Here is a 16,068-nt window from a genome sequence, read left to right as displayed (position 1 = left end):
GCGTGACGACAACCCCGACAAGCAACGGTGCCGCCCTCAGCGGCGCCGTCTCCAACCGCAGCAGATGGCTGCGGCACGGCTTGCTGCAGCAGCTGGCGGCGTTGCGCTGGGGCATCGTGGCGCTGATCATCGTCGGCTGGTTCGTCTATTATCCGATCGTCGACAACCTGTTTGTCAGCACGACCACCCAGGACATCTTCACCGGCGAGGTCGCTTACGTCGGGCTCGACAATTACCGCCGGCTGCTGGACGATCCGGTCGTCTGGCGGGCGCTGACCAATAACGGCCTCTATGCCGTGCTCTCCGTCGTCTTCCAGGTCTTCGCCGCCTTCGTGCTTGCCGCCATCATCGAGGGGCTCAGGAGCCGCGCCTGGCGGAATTTCTGGCGGGCCGTCTATTTCATTCCCTCGGCGATTTCCACCACCGTCACCGGTCTGCTCTTCTATTTCATCTACCAGCCCGATATCGGCCTTCTCGACGCCCTGCTGCATCTGCTCGGGCTGCAGAACCTGTCTTACACCTGGCTGGGTGACGAGCGCACGGCGATCTACGCGATCATCGCGATGAGCCAGTGGCAGGGCTTCGGCTATTCGACGCTGCTCTTCACCATCGCCATCCAGAAGATCCCGCGCGAACTCTACGATGCCGCCACCGTCGATGGGGCCGGGCCGCTCCGCCAGCTCTTCTGCATCACCTTTCCGCTCACCCGCGAAATGACCGGCATGATGATCATCGTCACCATTGCCGGCGCCTTCCAGGTTTTCAACGAAGTCATGGTGATGACGGGCGGCGGGCCGAACAATTCGAGCCAGGTGCTGGGGACATGGCTCTACGAGCAGGGCCTCAACCAGAACGACATGGGCTATGCGGCGGCAATCGGCGTGGTCATCTTCCTCGCCACCCTGACGACAGGCCTGCTCCAGCTCTGGTACACCAAGCGGCGGAGGGTTGAGGCATGAGCGCGGTGGTCATTCCTGCGGGCGCGGCGCTGCGCAACCCCTGGCTGGTCATCGGCAAGGGGGTCCTGATGGCGCTGCTGGTGGCGGCGGGCATTCTCGTCGTCTACCCGCTGATCTGGATGGCGCTCGGCGGCTTCAAGTCGAACAGCCAGATCTTCAGCGATCCCTTCGCGCTTCCCGACCGCTGGTCATTCGACAATTACGTCGCGGCCTGGAACCAGGGTGTGCGCAATTTCCTGTTCTCGAGCCTGCTGGTGACGGTCGTTTCCACCATCACCACGGTCTTCATCAGTGCCTGGACCGCCTATGGCCTGACCCGGACGCAGATGTTCGGCAAGCCTGTGATCGTCGGTTTCGTGCTCGGCGGCATGATGCTCAGCCCGACGGTTGCGCTGGTGCCGCTCGTGCAGATGATGCAGAGCCTTGGTCTCTACAATACGCACTGGGCGTTGATCATCCTTTACACGGCCTTCCGCGTGCCCTTCACCACCTTCCTGATCCGCGCCTATATGCTCGATCTGCCGCGCGATCTCGACGAGGCGGCCATGATCGATGGCGCGAGCGAAGGGCAGATCTTCCGCAAGATCATGCTGCCGCTCTGCCGCTCGATCATCGTCTCCTGCATCATCCTGCACATCCTGTTTGCATGGAACGAATATATCTTCGCGATGATCTTCACCAACCAGATCGACGTGCAGACCCTGCCGGTCGGCCTGACCTCGCTGATGGCCAAGCATGGCACCAATTTCGCCGAGGTCTTCGCCGCAATGACCATCTCGGCGCTGCCGATCGTCGTCATCTTCTTCTTCACCCAGCGTTATTTCATCCGCGGCCTCACCGAAGGCATCGGCAAGTGACTTCATGAGGAAACCGGAAGTGCCAAAACTCTCGGCCAGGCAGCTGATCGGCGCCAATCTCAGCTTTCAGCACTCTCCCTTCGAAAAGGTTGCGGAAGTGATCCGCGGCTTCGGCTTTGCCGAAATCGAACCCTGGGGGATCGCGCCTTATCTCCAGCCGGCAGGGGAGGTCGCGTGATGGCGGCGATGCGGCTGATTGCGGTTGGTGACAACTGCCTGGACGTTTACCTCAGCAAGAACAGCATGGCTGTCGGCGGCAATGCGCTGAATGTGGCGGCGCAATGGCATCGGCAAGGCTGCGATGCCCGCTATTTCGGCGTTGTCGGCAGGGATGCCGAGGGCGACGTGATCGCCACCGCGATCAAAGCCGTCGGTCTGCCCGGCGCGGACCTCGAACGGCGCGACGGCGCCACCGCCGTCACCTTGCTCCTGGAAAAAAATGGTGACCGCAGGTTCCTGCTGGAGGATCTCGGGGTCGGGCGCAATTACGTTCCGTCTCCGGAGCGCTATGCAGCGCTGCGGCGGGCCGATTGGGTTCACCTCGGCACCAATTCCAGCGCCGAGCTCATCGAGCGGCTGATCGAAGACCGCATTCGCTTCAGCATTGACGTCTCGACGGTGCACCAGTCCCTGGATCTCAAGGGCGTGCCGCTGGTCTTCGCATCCGGGCCGGATGAGCCGAACGTGCCGGTCGAGCCCGTCATAGGAACTTTGAAGGATCGTGGCGGCGCGAGAATCGTCCTGACCTGCGGCCGGCGCGGCGCCTTCTTTGACGATGGTACAGAGCTCGTCCATGTGCCTGCGCAGGCAATCGATGTCGTCGATACCTGCGGCGCCGGCGACAGTTTCATCGCCACCTTCGTTGTCGCGCATCTTCTGAAAGGCATGGACGCCGGGGCGGCCATGCGCCTCGCGACCGATGCGGCCGCCGGGACCTGCCTGCACGAAGGGGGCTTCCCGCAGAGGCTGGGTGCCATTCCGCCATGGCTCCTGCAGAAATATGCCGCCGAAATCTCTGCCGCGGAGGGCTGACATCATGCGCTACACCTTGAGACCGCCGGTACTGGCGCGTGGCCCGGACCGCTCCTTCTGGCTCCAGGACGCCGGTGCCGCCCCCGCCACCACGCCGCTCGAGGGCGATCAGGCCGCCGATGTCGCGATCGTCGGCGGCGGCTATACCGGCCTGTGGACGGCGCTGCGCCTGAAGGAGCAGGATCCCGGGCTCAAGATCGTCCTGCTCGAGGCGGATTGCTGCGGGGCAGGGGCATCCGGCCGCAATGGCGGCCAGGTCCACTCCTGGTTTGCCGAGATTGATCTCCTCGCCGCCGTGGTGGGAGAGACGGAGGCGCTTTCGCTCTGCCGGGCGACCGCCGATGCGATCGGGGAGCTGGAGGCCCTGCAGGCAAGCGGCGCGATCGACATGGATCTCAGGCTGGACGGATGGCTATGGACGGCAAGCGCCAGGGCCCAGGAAGGCGCATGGCAGAAGGCGCTTGACATGGCGGAGGCCCAGGGCGAAGCGCGCTTCACCCGGCTCGATGCCGGCGAGATTGCCCGCCGCACCGGCTCTCGCGCCTCCTACATGGGCATTGCCGAGATGCGGGCAGGAACGGTGCAGCCGGCAAAGCTCGCCACAGGCCTGCGCCGGCTCGCTCTCGCGCGCCATGTGATCATCCACGAAAAGACGCCCGTCACCGCAATCGAGCCGGGAGCCGTCGCCACCCTGCACACGCCGCAGGGCCGCCTTCGCGCCGGCCGCGTCGTGCTGGCGGCGAATGCCTGGCTTGCATCCATTCCCGAGCTCCTGCGCCACATCTATGTCGTCGAAAGCCAGATCGTCGCCACGCAACCTGTGCCGGATCTGCTTCAGCGCCTGGGGTGGACGGGCGGCGAATCGATCTGCGACGCGCAGGCGCATGTGCTCTATTACCAGCGCACGCCGGAGGGGCGGGTCATCTTCGGCCGCGGCAGCGGCAAGATCGCCTACGGCGATCGGATCGGCTCCTCCTTCAACCGTGGTACGGAAAAGGGGGCCGACAACAGGCGCGAGCTGGACCGGGTCTATCCCGAACTGAGAACAGTGAAGATCGAGCACGACTGGTCGGGGCCGATCGACTGCACCGCAGATCACCTGCCGATCTTCGGCCATCTCACCGGCCAGCCCAATATCTTCTTCGGCATCGGTTTCAACGGCACCGGGATAGCCCAGACCCCCGTCGCCGGCCGCATCCTCGCCAGTCTGGTTCTCGGACGAGACGATCAATGGAGCCGCAGCAGTCTTGTCGGACTTGGCAAGCGCAAGCCGCTGCCGCCGGAGCCGATCCGCTATCTCGGCGCCAGGCTCGTCCGCAAGGCGATCCGCCTTCGCAACGATGCCGAAATCGAGAACCGGCCGGTCAACCCGATCGTCCGCTACATCTCCGAATTGAAGCCCGGCGGCTGATGTGATGCGCCTGCCATTAGGCGGCCGCCGAAAGGGAGCACAGGAGCGGCACGCCCGCCGCTTGAGTTCGCGGCCAGACCTCCGAGATGAGTGTCGGGGGGCAGATCGCCGGCCGACCGCACCGACGCCGGGCTCACGCCCGATTTGAGAACCGAACAAGGATCTACGGCCGCTTCGCGCCCTCATTCCGGCCATTAATGTCCAAAGCCGACGTTCCGCTGGACGTCTGAGCCACCTCCTGTATGGGCGGCGAGCAGCCATTCCGAACGCCGAACCATAGTACCTGCTTTGTCGCGCAGCCGAAACAAGCGAGGCTCTAGAGCCACCTTCTCACGTTACGCGCGTATTCGTCGAAAGCCGGGCCGAACTGGCGGCGCATCTTGGCTTCCTCGAAGGGGATGTGGACCCAATTGGCGGTAGCAAACACCAAGAGGGGGGCGACGAACATAAGAATAGCGCCCGTCGCCACAGCCACACCGAGGCTGAGGACAACGAGGCCCAGATACATCGGATTGCGGGTGAACTGAAAAGGTCCGCCGGTGACCAGCTTGTTGTTGGTTTCCGAGGTGGGATTGACCTGGGTGCCCTCACGTCGGAACAGTATCAAGGCCCAAACTGGAGCAATGAAACTCACCGCGATGAGCCCGATCCCGACGAAGAGGCTATGTACCCAAGGTACGGCGGGCCACCCGAACAAGTAGCTGGCGCCCGCAGTGAAGATCAAGAAGAGAAGGGCCCATATCGGTGGTGGAAGTTTCAACATATTCGTTCACCTCGCGCAGCGCGACCGGCGCTCTGTTGCCGGCACCGGGAGCGACTATAAGGAATATTGCCCCTCAAAGCCATTTGCGGCCGCTATGAGTCGGAAGCGGCCGATCAGCAAAGCGCCTCATATCGGTCGTAAAAGTCGCCATCGCGCTAGCCCTAAAGCCGACATAGCTCCGCAGCGGCGACCTGTCTCCTGCGCGCCAATAGAGGTCAAAAGCCAGATACGGTGGTTACGCGACGGCGAGGTCGTATCCGCTGGTTCAAGTAGTTGTGCCAAGTTGTTCCTTACCCCTGCCGAACTGCCGGGGCGGCCGGCCCATAACACGCTTGAAAGCGGTATTGAAGGAATGCTCCGACGCATATCCGAGCGAAGCCGAAATCTGTGCGATGGACTCCCTTCCTTGAGAGAGTCTCTCTGCTGCCGACATCATGCGTCTCTGCGTGAGATATGACATAGGGGTCTCTCCGACGCGTCTTCGGAAATGATTTGCGAAGCTCGAACGCGACATTCCGGCCTTGTCGGCAAGCGCTTCCAGAGTCCAGGCGCGTGACGGCTCGGAATGCATCGCCTCTATAACCTTTCCTAGGCGGGCGTCCGAAAGGGCGGCGAACCAGCCGACCTCCGCCTCACACACCGTTTCGAGATAAAGTCGTAACGCTTGGGCCAGGATCATGTGCGACAGGTTCTGGGCGACGGACATCGCCCCCGGCTTCATCTCCTTCAGCTCCGCCATCATGAGGTCGAGGTAGAGCCGCAGCCTGGCCTTATCTGACGACGTATCGACGCGAATGAGCGGAGGCAGGGTTTTCAGCATGAATGCCGCATGGCGCCCATCGACCTCAAATCGGCTGCCGACTAAGAGGACGTCTCCGCCGCCATTATAGGTGACGACTTCTCCACTGCGGTTGGGATCAAGCACTTCGCTCGCTCGTCTCGGCTCGACCTGAGGGTCACTCGCGATGTGGACTGGTCGACCGCTAGGAAGAACAAAGCAATCCCCGGCAGACACTTTCAGCGCCCCGCCGATGCCCTCTATCGAGAGCCAGCATTCGCCTTTCATTACCGCATAGCATTTTATCCTCCCTGCGAGATCATCGAGCGTCAATGCCCACTGACCGCCCGCATCGAATCCGGCGGTTATATAGCTCCGAGGCTTCAAAAGACTGAGAAGTTCGGAAAGGACATCCATTGTCAGCCCCCAATTTGGACGATGGCGAACAAACTTGCGACTTCAAGGCATAGAGCGTTCAGGTGCGAAGGTCTACCAAGCTGGGAGCAGACAATAAGGAGCTCAACCACATGAAAGCTGCAGTCGTTAACGCCTTTGGTGTCACGCCGTCATTCCAGGAGTTCCCCGAACCGGAAGCCGGCGATGGCGAGACGGTCGTCACCGTCGAGGCTGCCGCGATCAGCCCAATCGTCAAGCTACTCGCCTCCGGCCGTCACTACACTAGCACCGCAAAGGCCGGGTTCGTTCCGGGCGTGGATGGTATAGGTCGGGATGCCGACGGCAAGCGCGTCTACTTCCTTTTCCCGAAGGCACCTTTCGGCTCGCTGGCAGAGAAATCACTGTCGGCCCGAGCTATGACCGTTCCGGTTCCCGACATCCTCCCAAGCGATCGAGCTGCGGCCTTGGCGACAGGCGCGCTGGCATCCTGGGTGGCGCTGTCGCGCCGGGCCAAGCTGCAGAAAGGTGAAACTGTCCTCATTGTCGGCGCAACTGGCTCGTCGGGCAGCATGGCAATTCAGACTGCCCGGCATTTCGGCGCAACCAAGATTGTCGCCGTCGGCCGCAACAATCAGAAGCTCGATAGGCTCGATGCGGACGTCAAGATCGCGCTGGACGACGGAGCGGATCATTTGCTGCGCGCGCAGTTCGACCACGGCATCGACGTCGTTCTCGACTTTGTCTGGGGTGAACCCGCCGTTCGGATCCTTCAGGCGGCAACCAGGGACCGGGGGTCCCGCCTCGGCGAACCGCGTCTGCGCTATGTCCAGTTGGGTACGATGGCGGGCTCGGAAATACCTATCAGAGGAGATATGCTTCGCAGTACCGGGCTCGAGCTGATGGGCAGCGGTATTGGGAGCGTTGCCGTGACCGACCTGTTGGCCTGCGCAGGCGAGCTTCTGGAGGCAGCCCCGGCAGCAAGCTTTGATACCGATTTTGCGAGTGTGCCCTTGAGTAAGATTGGGGAGGCCTGGAACGACGATTCCAATAGGCGCTACGTCATCCTGCCGGCGCAATGATCCTCAGAACAATTCACCCGAAGCGAAGTGCGCTTCGGGCGGATCGCGGACTCCGGCAAACCGCCGCGGACTGGCCGCTTTTGTCTCTTGCATTCGGGATGCAGTCAGACCGCAGGCGACCCCAAATTAGGCAGTGCCCCCAAGCCAAGCCGATTTCAGCGACTCGCGATCTACCCCGCCTCACCAAACTCCGCCGCCAACACCGCATCCTTCAGCGCCCTTGAATACGCATGCTGCGGATCATCCAGCACTGCCCGAGCCCGCCCTCGCTCAACAATCTCCCCTTTGCGCATGATGATGATATTGTCGCTGACATAATAGGCCGTCGCGAGATCATGCGTGATGTAGATGATCGAAAGGCCGAGCTCGTTTTTCAGCCGGCCGAAGAGGTTGACGATGGCCATGCGCAGCGATGCGTCGACCATCGAGACCGGTTCGTCGGCCACCAGCAGGCGCGGCTCAGGGATCAGCGCACGGGCGATGGCGACGCGCTGCAGCTGACCGCCGGAGAGTTCGTGGGGGAAGCGGCCTTTCACCTCTTCCAGCGTCAGGCCGACGTGGTGGAGGGCGGTATCGGCCATCCTCTCCACCTCCCGCCGGTCCGGCCGCTTGCCGGAGGCGGAGAAATTGCGGGCGGTCTCGAAGAGGTAGCGGTCCACCCGCTTCAGCGGGTTGAAGGCTTCGAAGGGGTTCTGCAGCACCGGCTGCACCACCTTCATGAAGGCCTTACGTTCGGCCCGGCTGTGGATCGCGACGGTCTTGCCGGCAAATTGCAGCTCGCCTTCGGTCGGTTCGGCTTGGCCGAGGATCATCGCCGCCACCGTCGATTTGCCCGAGCCGGATTCGCCGACGATCGAGAGGATCTCCGGCTCGTCGCCGATTTCGAAGCTGACATCCTTGACGGCGGTGATCAGCCGCCGGCCGAGCATGCCGCCCTGGCGGTAGATTTTCGTCACATGCGAGAGGCTAAGCAGAGTCAAACCTGATCCCCCGTAACCGCAAAACAGGCCACCCGCCGCTCCGGCGCGACGGTGACCATGGGCGGAACCTTCTGTGAGCAGATCTCCATGCGCTTCGGGCAGCGCGGGTGAAAGCGGCAACCTTCCGGCGGCATGGCGAGATTCGGCGGCCGTCCCTCCAGCGAAGGCCGGGTGGTGGGGTCGCCGATCTTCGGCAGGCTGCCGACGAGGTGCTGCGTATAGGGATGGAGCGGCGCGCTGAAGAGCTTGGCCGTCGGCGCCTCCTCGACCAGCCGCCCGGCATAGACGATGCCGATGCGGTCGGAGACCGTCGCATGCACGCCCATATCATGGGTGACGAACAGGAAGGACGAGCCCATCTCGCGCTGGATGTCGCGGATCATCGACAAGACGTCGCGCTGCACGATCACGTCGAGCGCCGTCGTCGGCTCGTCGGCGATGATGAATTCCGGCGTCAGTATGGTGGCGAGCGCAATGGTCATGCGCTGGCGCATGCCGCCGGAGAGTTCGTGCGGATAGGCATCGAGCAGCTGCGGATCGAGCTTCAGCCGCTCCAGGTGGTTGGCGACCTTCTCGAAGAAGATTGCTTTGCTCACCTTCATGTGGCGGAAGGCGAAATCGGTGAAGGAATGGCGGATCCGGCGCACCGGATTGAGCACATTCATCGAGCCCTGCATGATATAGGAGAGATGCTTCCAGCGCAGCGCCACGCGCTCCTCCGGCGTCATCGCATAGAGATCCTGGGTGCCGCCGCCGAAATGGAATTTGACGCTGCCGGAAACGACGCGGAGCGGCGGCCGGATGGCGCCGGCAATGGTCTTGATCAGCGTCGTCTTGCCGCTGCTCGATTCGCCGGCGACGCCATAGACCTCGCCGCGGCGTATCGTCAGGCTGATGTCGTCGACGGCGCGCACCTCGCGATCGACGCCATAGAGGAAGGCGCGGTAATAGGCTTTCAGGTTGTCGATTTCGACCAGATTCTCCATGCTAACTTCCCATCCGGTTCAGCCGGCTGCGCGGATCATTGTATTCGTTCATCGACATGGAGAGCAGGAAGAGCGCCAGGAAGAGAATGACGATGACGGCGACGGGGGCGGCCACCCACCACCAGATGCCCGAGATCAGCGCCGAATGCGCATTGGCCCAGTAGATCATCATGCCCATGGTCGGCGTCTCGATATCGGTGAAGCCGAGCACCGAAAGCGTGATCTCCATGCCGATCGACCAAATCATGTTGTTCATCGTCGTGGCAAAGACGATCGGTAGCACATAGGGCAGGTGCTCCTCGACCAGGATCTTGCGCATCGTCATGCCGGAATAGACGCTTTGGGTGGTGAACGGCCGGCTCTTCAGGCCGAGCGCCACGGAGCGGATCAGCCGCGCATCATAGGACCAGCCGAGCGAGGCCATGATGACGATCAGCGCCACCCAGGTCATGTTGTCCTTCAGCACGAAATAGAAAAGGATCAGCAGCGGAAATTGCGGGATCACCATGACGCTGTCGTTGATCGCCATCAGCACCCGGTCCACCGCGCCGCCGGCATAACCGGCGACCAGGCCGACCACCAGCGAGATGATGCGCGAGAGAAAGGCGACGCCGATGCCGAAATAGAGCGTGTTGCGAAGGCCGATCGTCAGCTGCCAGAAAACGTCCTGGCCGCGTGATGTGGTGCCGAGCCAATATTCGCCGTCCGGCGGCATATCGGGCGGCAGCAGATAGATGTCGGTGGCGCCATAGGGCGAGAAATAGGACAGGATCACCAGCCCGACGATGACGGCAAAGAGCAGCAGGCCGCAGAGGAATTCCATGTTCTGGCGGGCGAGGTCGCGGATGATGGTAAACATGGCTATTCCACCTTGATGCGCGGATCGATCAGCGGGCTCAGCACGTCGATGATGAAGACGGCGGCGGCGACGCCGACGATCGATAGCGCGCTGAGGCCGAGCACCAGGCTGTAGTCGCCGGCATGCACCGCTTCGATCAAGAGATTGCCGATGCCGGGATAGCCGAAGACGATTTCGGTGATGACGGTGCCGTTGAAGATCGCGCCGAGCGACATGGCAAGCCCGGTGAATTGCGGCACCATGGCGTTGCGGGCGATGTAGGAGCGCAGGATCTTGCCCTTCGGCACGCCGCCGAGCTCGGCAAAGACGACATAGTCGTCGGTGATGATGTTGGACACCAGCGCCCGCATGCCGATCAGCCAGCTGCCGGCGCCGACGAGGATCAGCGACAAGGCCGGCAGGATGGAGTGTTTGAGGATATCGAGGACGAGCGCAAAGGAGAGCTCGAGATTGGCGTTCATCTCATAACCGCCATTGATCGGCAGCACCGGCCAGATAAAGCCGAAGACGATGAGCAGCACGAAGGCGAGGATGTAATAGGGAATAGGCAGCATCGCGATGAAGACGAGGCTGACGGCCTTCAGCACCATGTCCTTGCGGTAGTAGCCGGCAAGCGCGCCGATCGCATTGCCGAGCACGAAGGTGATCAGCGTCGAGACTGTCATCAGCCCGATCGTCCAGGGCAGCGAGCGCAGGATGATGGTGGAGACGGGGGTCGGGAAGGCCGAGAGCGAGGGGCCGAGATCGCCGGTCGCCAGCCGCAGCCAGAAATGCAGATATTGCTCCCAGATCGAGCCCTGCATGCCGTAGAGCTCGCGCAGCGACTGGCGCATCAGTTCGATCGCATTCGGATCGGACTGACCCATCTGGGTGATGGCGCCTATGCTTTCTTCGACCGGGTCGATCGGGGTCAGGTGGGTGACGAAGAAGGTGATCGTCACGCCGAGAAAGACGACGAGCAGAAACTGACCAAACCGCTTCAGCACAAAGATCAGATAGGGCGTCATAAGGCGGAAATTCCTTTCTGCTTCCTTTCTTGAAAGGATCGACGAGCATGGCAACCGAGGCACATGCCCGCCGATGAGGGGGCCGGCGCGATGGCTCGCACGCCGGCGTTGGGAGGGTTATTGCGATTGAGCCGGCTTCAGCTTGACCATCATCAACCTGGAGTTCGCCCAGTTCGGCACCGGATCCGTATAGGGGTCCTTGATGGTGGGATAACCGGTCCAATAGGTCGTATCCATCGAGGTGAAGACGTTATAGGACATCAGCGGGATCGTCGGCATTTCGCGGGCGACCAGCTTCAGATAATCCTTGCCGAGCTCCATGCCCTTCGGATCGTCGGCGCTGATGCCGCGGATGCTCTCGATGATCTTGTCGAGCTCCGGATTGGACCAGCGCTGCCAGTTGCGCGGCGGCTGAACCTCGCCCTTCTTGGCGACGAACTGGGAGTGCCAGCTGTCGAGGAAGAAGGAGAGGTCGGGATCGCCGCCCCAGGTTTCGACGCTCCAGGCGATCGCCACCTGGAAATCGCCGGGCTGCAGCGCCGTCTGCCACAGTTTCGCGGCCGGCACAGCTTTGGCGTCGATGCCGAAGGCCGCCCATTGCTGCGCAATCAGCGTGCCGGCGCGGGTGAAGACCGAGCGTGTGTCGCCTTCGACCGTCATGCGGATCTTGAAGGGCTGTCCATCCGGGGTCAGCCACTTGCCGCCTGACTTTTTGAAGCCGGCCTTCTCCAGCAGTTCGCCGGCCGCTTTCGGGTTCGGTTTCCACCAGCCATAGCCGAAGGCACCGCTGATCGCTTCCGGATCGGTCGGGATCTGGTCCTTGAACTTCGGCTGCTTGCGCAGGATATCGGCGATCTGTTGCCCGACCGTCGGGTCATAGGGCTTGATCTTGCTCTTGCCGGTATCGATCTCGAAATCCTTCAGCCAGTCCTGCATCGGCGCCTGATAGTCTTTCATCGTCGCCGCCGTCGGCGGCACGCCGAGTGCGGAAAGCGTCGCCGCCCCGCGGTAGCTCGCCATGTCGACGGCCTTGATGTCGATCAACAGGGCCAGCGCCCAGCGCACGTCGGCCTTGTCGAAGGGCGCTTCCTGGGTGTTGAAGATCACGGCCGGCAGCGTCGGATCCGGATGGGCGAAGGGGAAGCCCGGGAACCAGGTATCGATGGTCTTCGACTTCTCCTTGAGGGTGAACATGCCCTCCGGCGTATTGTCGTGGATGATATCGAGATTGTGCTCGAGCTGGGCGATCGTCCGCTTATCCGGCGGGCCGGGATCGGTATAGGTCACATATTTCGGGGCCGGCTCGCCGAAGCGGGCAAGCGAGGTGCGCTGCCAGTCATCGCGCTTCTCCCAGGTATACCATTTGCCCTGCGGATCGTAGGCCTTCAGCTTGTAGGCGCCGAGCGAGACGGGATTGGCGAAATCGTAGCGCAGCGGATCTTCGACCTTCTCGAACACGTGTTTCGGCATGATCCAGGCGCCGTTCCAGCGCACGGTGAAGATCGCATGGAAGCGCGAATTCGGCTTCTTCAGCTTGAAGACGACGGTCTGCGGATCGGTCGCCTCGACACTTGCCACCTGCACCGAGAAGGCCGCGCTCCAGACCATGCCGGGATGATCCATCTGCGTCTTGACGGTATAGACGACGTCGTCGGCGGTGAACTCGACGCCGTCGCTCCAGTAGAGCCCCTTGCGCAGTTTCACGGTCATTTCGGTGAAGTCGGCATTATATTGCGGCTTGTCGGCGGCGAGCGAATTGTCCCAGGCCGCGCCGCCAAGCCCCTGTTCGGGGTCGATATACCAGAGCGTATCCATGGTCAGCTGCTGCAGCCCGGTCGAAACCCCGCCGCCGCCATTGACCCAGATGTTGAACCAGCCGGGATTCTTGATCGTCCCTTCCGGATTTTCAACGATGAGCGTCTCCTTGCGCGGCAAGGAGGTGTAGTCTTCAGCGATAGCCAGACCGGTCAGACCGAGCGTGGCCAGCACGAAGCCGAATGCAAACCTCTTCCACTTTTGCATGAACTCCTCCCTTGTAAGCGACGATGCGGCGGCCTTCGAGGCACGCAGGGGCATGTCGCGGTTGTCGGTTCGCAGAAGCCGGAGCTTGCGAGCCCTAGTCTTCGGCGAACCATCCTCCGGCCGCCTGCCTCCTCGCGAGCGACCGATCTCTCAGCCCGGGCTTACCCCGGCACCGGCTGTCACACCGACAGCCGGATGACGTTGTAGGACAGCGGTTTCAGCGCCGCCCGCACCCGTCCATCCTCAATCCTTGCCGTCTCGACCTTGGCGGGCACGACCGTCTCCGGCCGCCGCGCCGTGTTGACGGCTTCGAGATCGCCATGGGTCATCTCCACCTGCTCGATCAGCCGGGCGCCGCCGAAACCTTCGAGCCGCACGTCGAGATCGAGCGCGCTATCGGGATGCCGGTTGACGGCAAAGAAGGTCAGCGACCGGCCATCCTCGGAATGCACGGCCGAGACGTCGAGATAGGGAACCTCGTTCTCCTCGTCGCTGTCATAGGTCGGGCCGTCGACGACGAGCTGCAGTGCCGTGCCGCGGCCATAGCGCGAGGCGTAATAGAAGGGATAATAGATCGTCTGGCGCCAGGCCGCACCGCCGTCCTCGGTCATGATCGGGGCGATGACGTTGACGAGCTGGGCGATGCAGGCGATGCGCACCCGGTCGGAGCGGCGGATGAAGGTGTTGAGGATGCCGCCGACCTGCAGCACGTCCTCGAAATTATAGACGTCCTCGAGCAGATGCGGCGCATCCGGCCATTCGTCGCGCGCCAGGATCTCCTTGTCCTGCTGGTTGGAATGGTACCAGACATTCCATTCGTCGAAGGAAATGCCGATCGTCTTCTTCGAGCGCTTCTTCGCCTTGATGTAATCGATCACCCCGCCGATCGTGGTGATGTAGCGGTCGAGCTTGGTCGCCCGGGCGAGGTAGTTCAGGGTGTTCTTCTCGCGGTTGGCGAAATACATATGCAGCGAGATGTAGTCGGCGCTGTCATAGCACTGGTCGAGAACCTCGGCCTCCCATTGCGGATAGGTCTTCATGTCGGAATTCGACGAGCCGCAGACGACGAGTTCGAGCGACTTGTCGAAGCCGCGCATGGCTTTGGCCGTCTCGTCCGCCAGCCGGCCATATTCATAGGCCGATTTGTGACCGACCTGCCAGGGGCCGTCCATCTCGTTGCCGAGGCACCAGAGTTTGACATCATGCGGATTGGACCAGCCGTGTTTGCGGCGCAGGTCCGACCAGTAGGTGCCGCCGGGATGGTTGCAATATTCGAGGAAGTTGCGGGCGGCGTCGAGGCCGCGTGATCCCAAATTGACGGCCAGCATCGGCTTGGTATTGGCCTTCTTGCACCAGTCGACGAATTCGTTGACGCCGACCTGGTTGGCTTCGCGGGTGCGCCAGGCAAGATCGAGGCGAACCGGGCGCTCCGAGCGCGGGCCGACGCCGTCTTCCCAATTATAGGCCGAGACGAAATTGCCGCCGGGATAACGGCAGTAGGGCGTGTCGAGTTCACGCACCAGATCGAGCACGTCGCGGCGGAAGCCGTCTTCATCGGCTGTCGGATGTCCGGGCTCATAGATGCCGCCGTAGATCGCTCTGCCGAGATGCTCGAGAAACGAGCTGTAGAGCCTGGCGTCAATGGTCGCGATGCGGAAATCGCGGTGGGCAACGACATTCGTCTTCAACGGATCCTCCCGTTTATGTATCAGAAATTTTGTTTTCTTGCCTCTAACTTGATATCAGGAATGTCGTGATGTCAACCGAGAGGCCGGTTTAATCATACTAATGCAGATCCGGAGGAAAGATATTGAAATGCAATAGCTTAATTAAGTTTAGCGGCTGCTGAAACACGAAATAAATGCGATTTTTAAATCAGGATATCCGATATTATAAATTCAGACATGCAGCCGCATGGTGATATCGCGGCCGTGATTGCCGAAGCCGCGGCCGAAAATATTGACGCCGCCTGTGTGGCCGGCATTTTCGGCGATGCCGACGCGCAGGCGGATCGACGAATGCTGGCCGAGCGCCAGATCGCTGAGCGTGATATTCGATGCGGCGATACCGTCGATAAAGGTGCCGCGCGTCGAGATCCGCCAGGTTTTCATCGTCCCGTATTGCGAACCTTCGAGCTTCCACCAGGCGGGCGTGAAGGCGCCGCGCTTGTCGCCGTAATCGCCCGGCGAGGTCCAGGTGCCGATCGCCATGCCGTTGACCCAGAGCGTGATGTCGGAGGGCCAGTCCGGATTGGTGCCGGGCACTTCGGATGACAGCTCCAGCGAAAATTCGATAGCGCGAATATCCTTGTTCAACACCTTGGCATTGTTGGGGAATTTATATTCGACATAACCGCGGCCAAACCACACCAGCCCGGCCTGCATGCGCTGCGGATCGAGGAAATAGTCCGGCACATCGAGCGGGCCGATGACGCTCTCGGTCGAGCAGAGACCGCAGGGCGCATGCACGTCGCAGCTCGTATAAAGCCCGACCGGCATCTCGACCTCGATGATATTGTTGGCCCTTTGCGCCGCGCTTTCCTCGAAGCTGATCAGGATTTCGCTATAGACCGCCGAGCAGATCTTCTGGTTGCCCTTGCGCGCCTTGGCCAGCCGGGAATCGACGAGCCCGGCATCTTCCAGGATCTGGATGCCGGTGGCGACGGTGGATTGGGGAAGGGAAAGCGCCTGGGCGATATCGTTGATGTTAAGCGGCCCCTTGGCGCAGAGCAGCTTCAATATCTCGATCCGCGCCGGCGCCGAAAGCGCCCGTATCGCCTCACTGTTCTCGCCGGCGGCGATCGTCAAAAACGAGCGTTCCATCATTTCCCCATAGTTTCCGATAGAATGATGTATATCGGAAATTATGATGCAGCAAGTGGAGTAGTTCGGAATGATGCGCTAAGCGAGAACAATCACGCGCCAAGGTCCGGCTGCGAC

General features: G+C 61.8%; 15 protein-coding genes. 6 read left to right on the top strand and 9 right to left on the bottom strand.

Features of this window, described 5'->3' with window-relative positions:
- Nucleotides 1-2: 2 nt before the first annotated feature.
- From AC13QO_RS07105 to AC13QO_RS07085, 5 genes are read left to right on the top strand one after another with little or no spacing between them, the layout of a single operon-like run.
- Nucleotides 3-959, top strand: a complete 957-nt coding sequence (locus tag AC13QO_RS07105) for a carbohydrate ABC transporter permease (RefSeq protein WP_488540281.1) — start codon at nucleotides 3-5, stop codon at nucleotides 957-959.
- Entirely contained in the window at nucleotides 956-1,816 is an 861-nt protein-coding gene (locus AC13QO_RS07100) for a carbohydrate ABC transporter permease (RefSeq protein WP_488540280.1), read from the top strand. The genes AC13QO_RS07105 and AC13QO_RS07100 overlap by 4 nt, the downstream gene beginning before the upstream one ends.
- Before the next feature lie 19 nt (nucleotides 1,817-1,835).
- Entirely contained in the window at nucleotides 1,836-1,994 is a 159-nt protein-coding gene (locus AC13QO_RS07095) for a hypothetical protein (protein WP_488540279.1), read from the top strand.
- Nucleotides 1,994-2,848 carry a PfkB family carbohydrate kinase gene (locus AC13QO_RS07090; RefSeq protein ID WP_285196349.1) on the top strand — a complete coding sequence of 285 codons (855 nt, stop codon included), beginning with the start codon at nucleotides 1,994-1,996 and terminating at the stop codon, nucleotides 2,846-2,848. The genes AC13QO_RS07095 and AC13QO_RS07090 overlap by 1 nt, the downstream gene beginning before the upstream one ends.
- 4 nt (nucleotides 2,849-2,852) lie before the next feature.
- Nucleotides 2,853-4,259 (top strand): NAD(P)/FAD-dependent oxidoreductase, encoded by a 1,407-nt coding sequence (locus AC13QO_RS07085; protein WP_488540278.1) that lies wholly within the window; start codon nucleotides 2,853-2,855, stop codon nucleotides 4,257-4,259.
- A 316-nt stretch (nucleotides 4,260-4,575) separates the two neighbouring features.
- Here AC13QO_RS07085 and AC13QO_RS07080 read toward each other — a convergent pair whose 3' ends face one another.
- Both AC13QO_RS07080 and AC13QO_RS07075 read right to left on the bottom strand, forming a co-directional pair.
- A complete protein-coding gene (locus AC13QO_RS07080) occupies nucleotides 4,576-5,022 on the bottom strand; it encodes a methyltransferase family protein (protein WP_488540277.1) in 447 nt (148 codons plus the stop codon).
- Between the two features lie 265 nt (nucleotides 5,023-5,287).
- On the bottom strand, nucleotides 5,288-6,217 hold the full coding sequence (locus tag AC13QO_RS07075; RefSeq protein ID WP_488540276.1) for an AraC family transcriptional regulator: 930 nt from the start codon (nucleotides 6,215-6,217) through the stop codon (nucleotides 5,288-5,290).
- 110 nt (nucleotides 6,218-6,327) lie between these two features.
- Here AC13QO_RS07075 and AC13QO_RS07070 point away from each other — a divergent pair, with 110 nt between their 5' ends.
- Nucleotides 6,328-7,275: a quinone oxidoreductase family protein gene (locus AC13QO_RS07070; RefSeq protein WP_488540275.1), complete on the top strand. Its 948-nt coding sequence runs from the start codon at nucleotides 6,328-6,330 to the stop codon at nucleotides 7,273-7,275.
- Between the two features lie 170 nt (nucleotides 7,276-7,445).
- Here AC13QO_RS07070 and AC13QO_RS07065 read toward each other — a convergent pair whose 3' ends face one another.
- From AC13QO_RS07065 to AC13QO_RS07035, 7 genes are all read right to left on the bottom strand, one after another.
- Nucleotides 7,446-8,204: an ABC transporter ATP-binding protein gene (locus tag AC13QO_RS07065; protein ID WP_285195276.1), complete on the bottom strand. Its 759-nt coding sequence runs from the start codon at nucleotides 8,202-8,204 to the stop codon at nucleotides 7,446-7,448.
- A gap of 47 nt (nucleotides 8,205-8,251) precedes the next feature.
- Entirely contained in the window at nucleotides 8,252-9,241 is a 990-nt protein-coding gene (locus tag AC13QO_RS07060; RefSeq protein WP_488540274.1) for an ABC transporter ATP-binding protein, read from the bottom strand.
- Nucleotide 9,242: 1 nt separating this feature from the next.
- A complete protein-coding gene (locus tag AC13QO_RS07055) occupies nucleotides 9,243-10,100 on the bottom strand; it encodes an ABC transporter permease (protein ID WP_064808333.1) in 858 nt (285 codons plus the stop codon).
- 2 nt (nucleotides 10,101-10,102) lie between these two features.
- The gene (locus AC13QO_RS07050; protein WP_488540273.1) at nucleotides 10,103-11,107 is read right to left on the bottom strand and encodes an ABC transporter permease; all 1,005 of its coding nucleotides are present in this window, start codon (nucleotides 11,105-11,107) and stop codon (nucleotides 10,103-10,105) included.
- Nucleotides 11,108-11,224: 117 nt separating this feature from the next.
- Complete coding sequence (locus AC13QO_RS07045; protein WP_488540272.1) at nucleotides 11,225-13,129, bottom strand: ABC transporter substrate-binding protein; 1,905 nt, start codon at nucleotides 13,127-13,129, stop codon at nucleotides 11,225-11,227.
- A 179-nt stretch (nucleotides 13,130-13,308) separates the two neighbouring features.
- A complete protein-coding gene (gene arfA / locus AC13QO_RS07040; protein WP_488540271.1) occupies nucleotides 13,309-14,817 on the bottom strand; it encodes an arabinosylfuranosidase ArfA in 1,509 nt (502 codons plus the stop codon).
- Nucleotides 14,818-15,027: 210 nt separating this feature from the next.
- Entirely contained in the window at nucleotides 15,028-15,954 is a 927-nt protein-coding gene (locus AC13QO_RS07035; protein WP_170965829.1) for an ArsR/SmtB family transcription factor, read from the bottom strand.
- Nucleotides 15,955-16,068 lie beyond the last annotated feature (114 nt).

The organism is Rhizobium sp. CNPSo 3670 (genome assembly GCF_057784555.1).
This window is presented reverse-complemented; position numbering and strand designations above follow the sequence as displayed.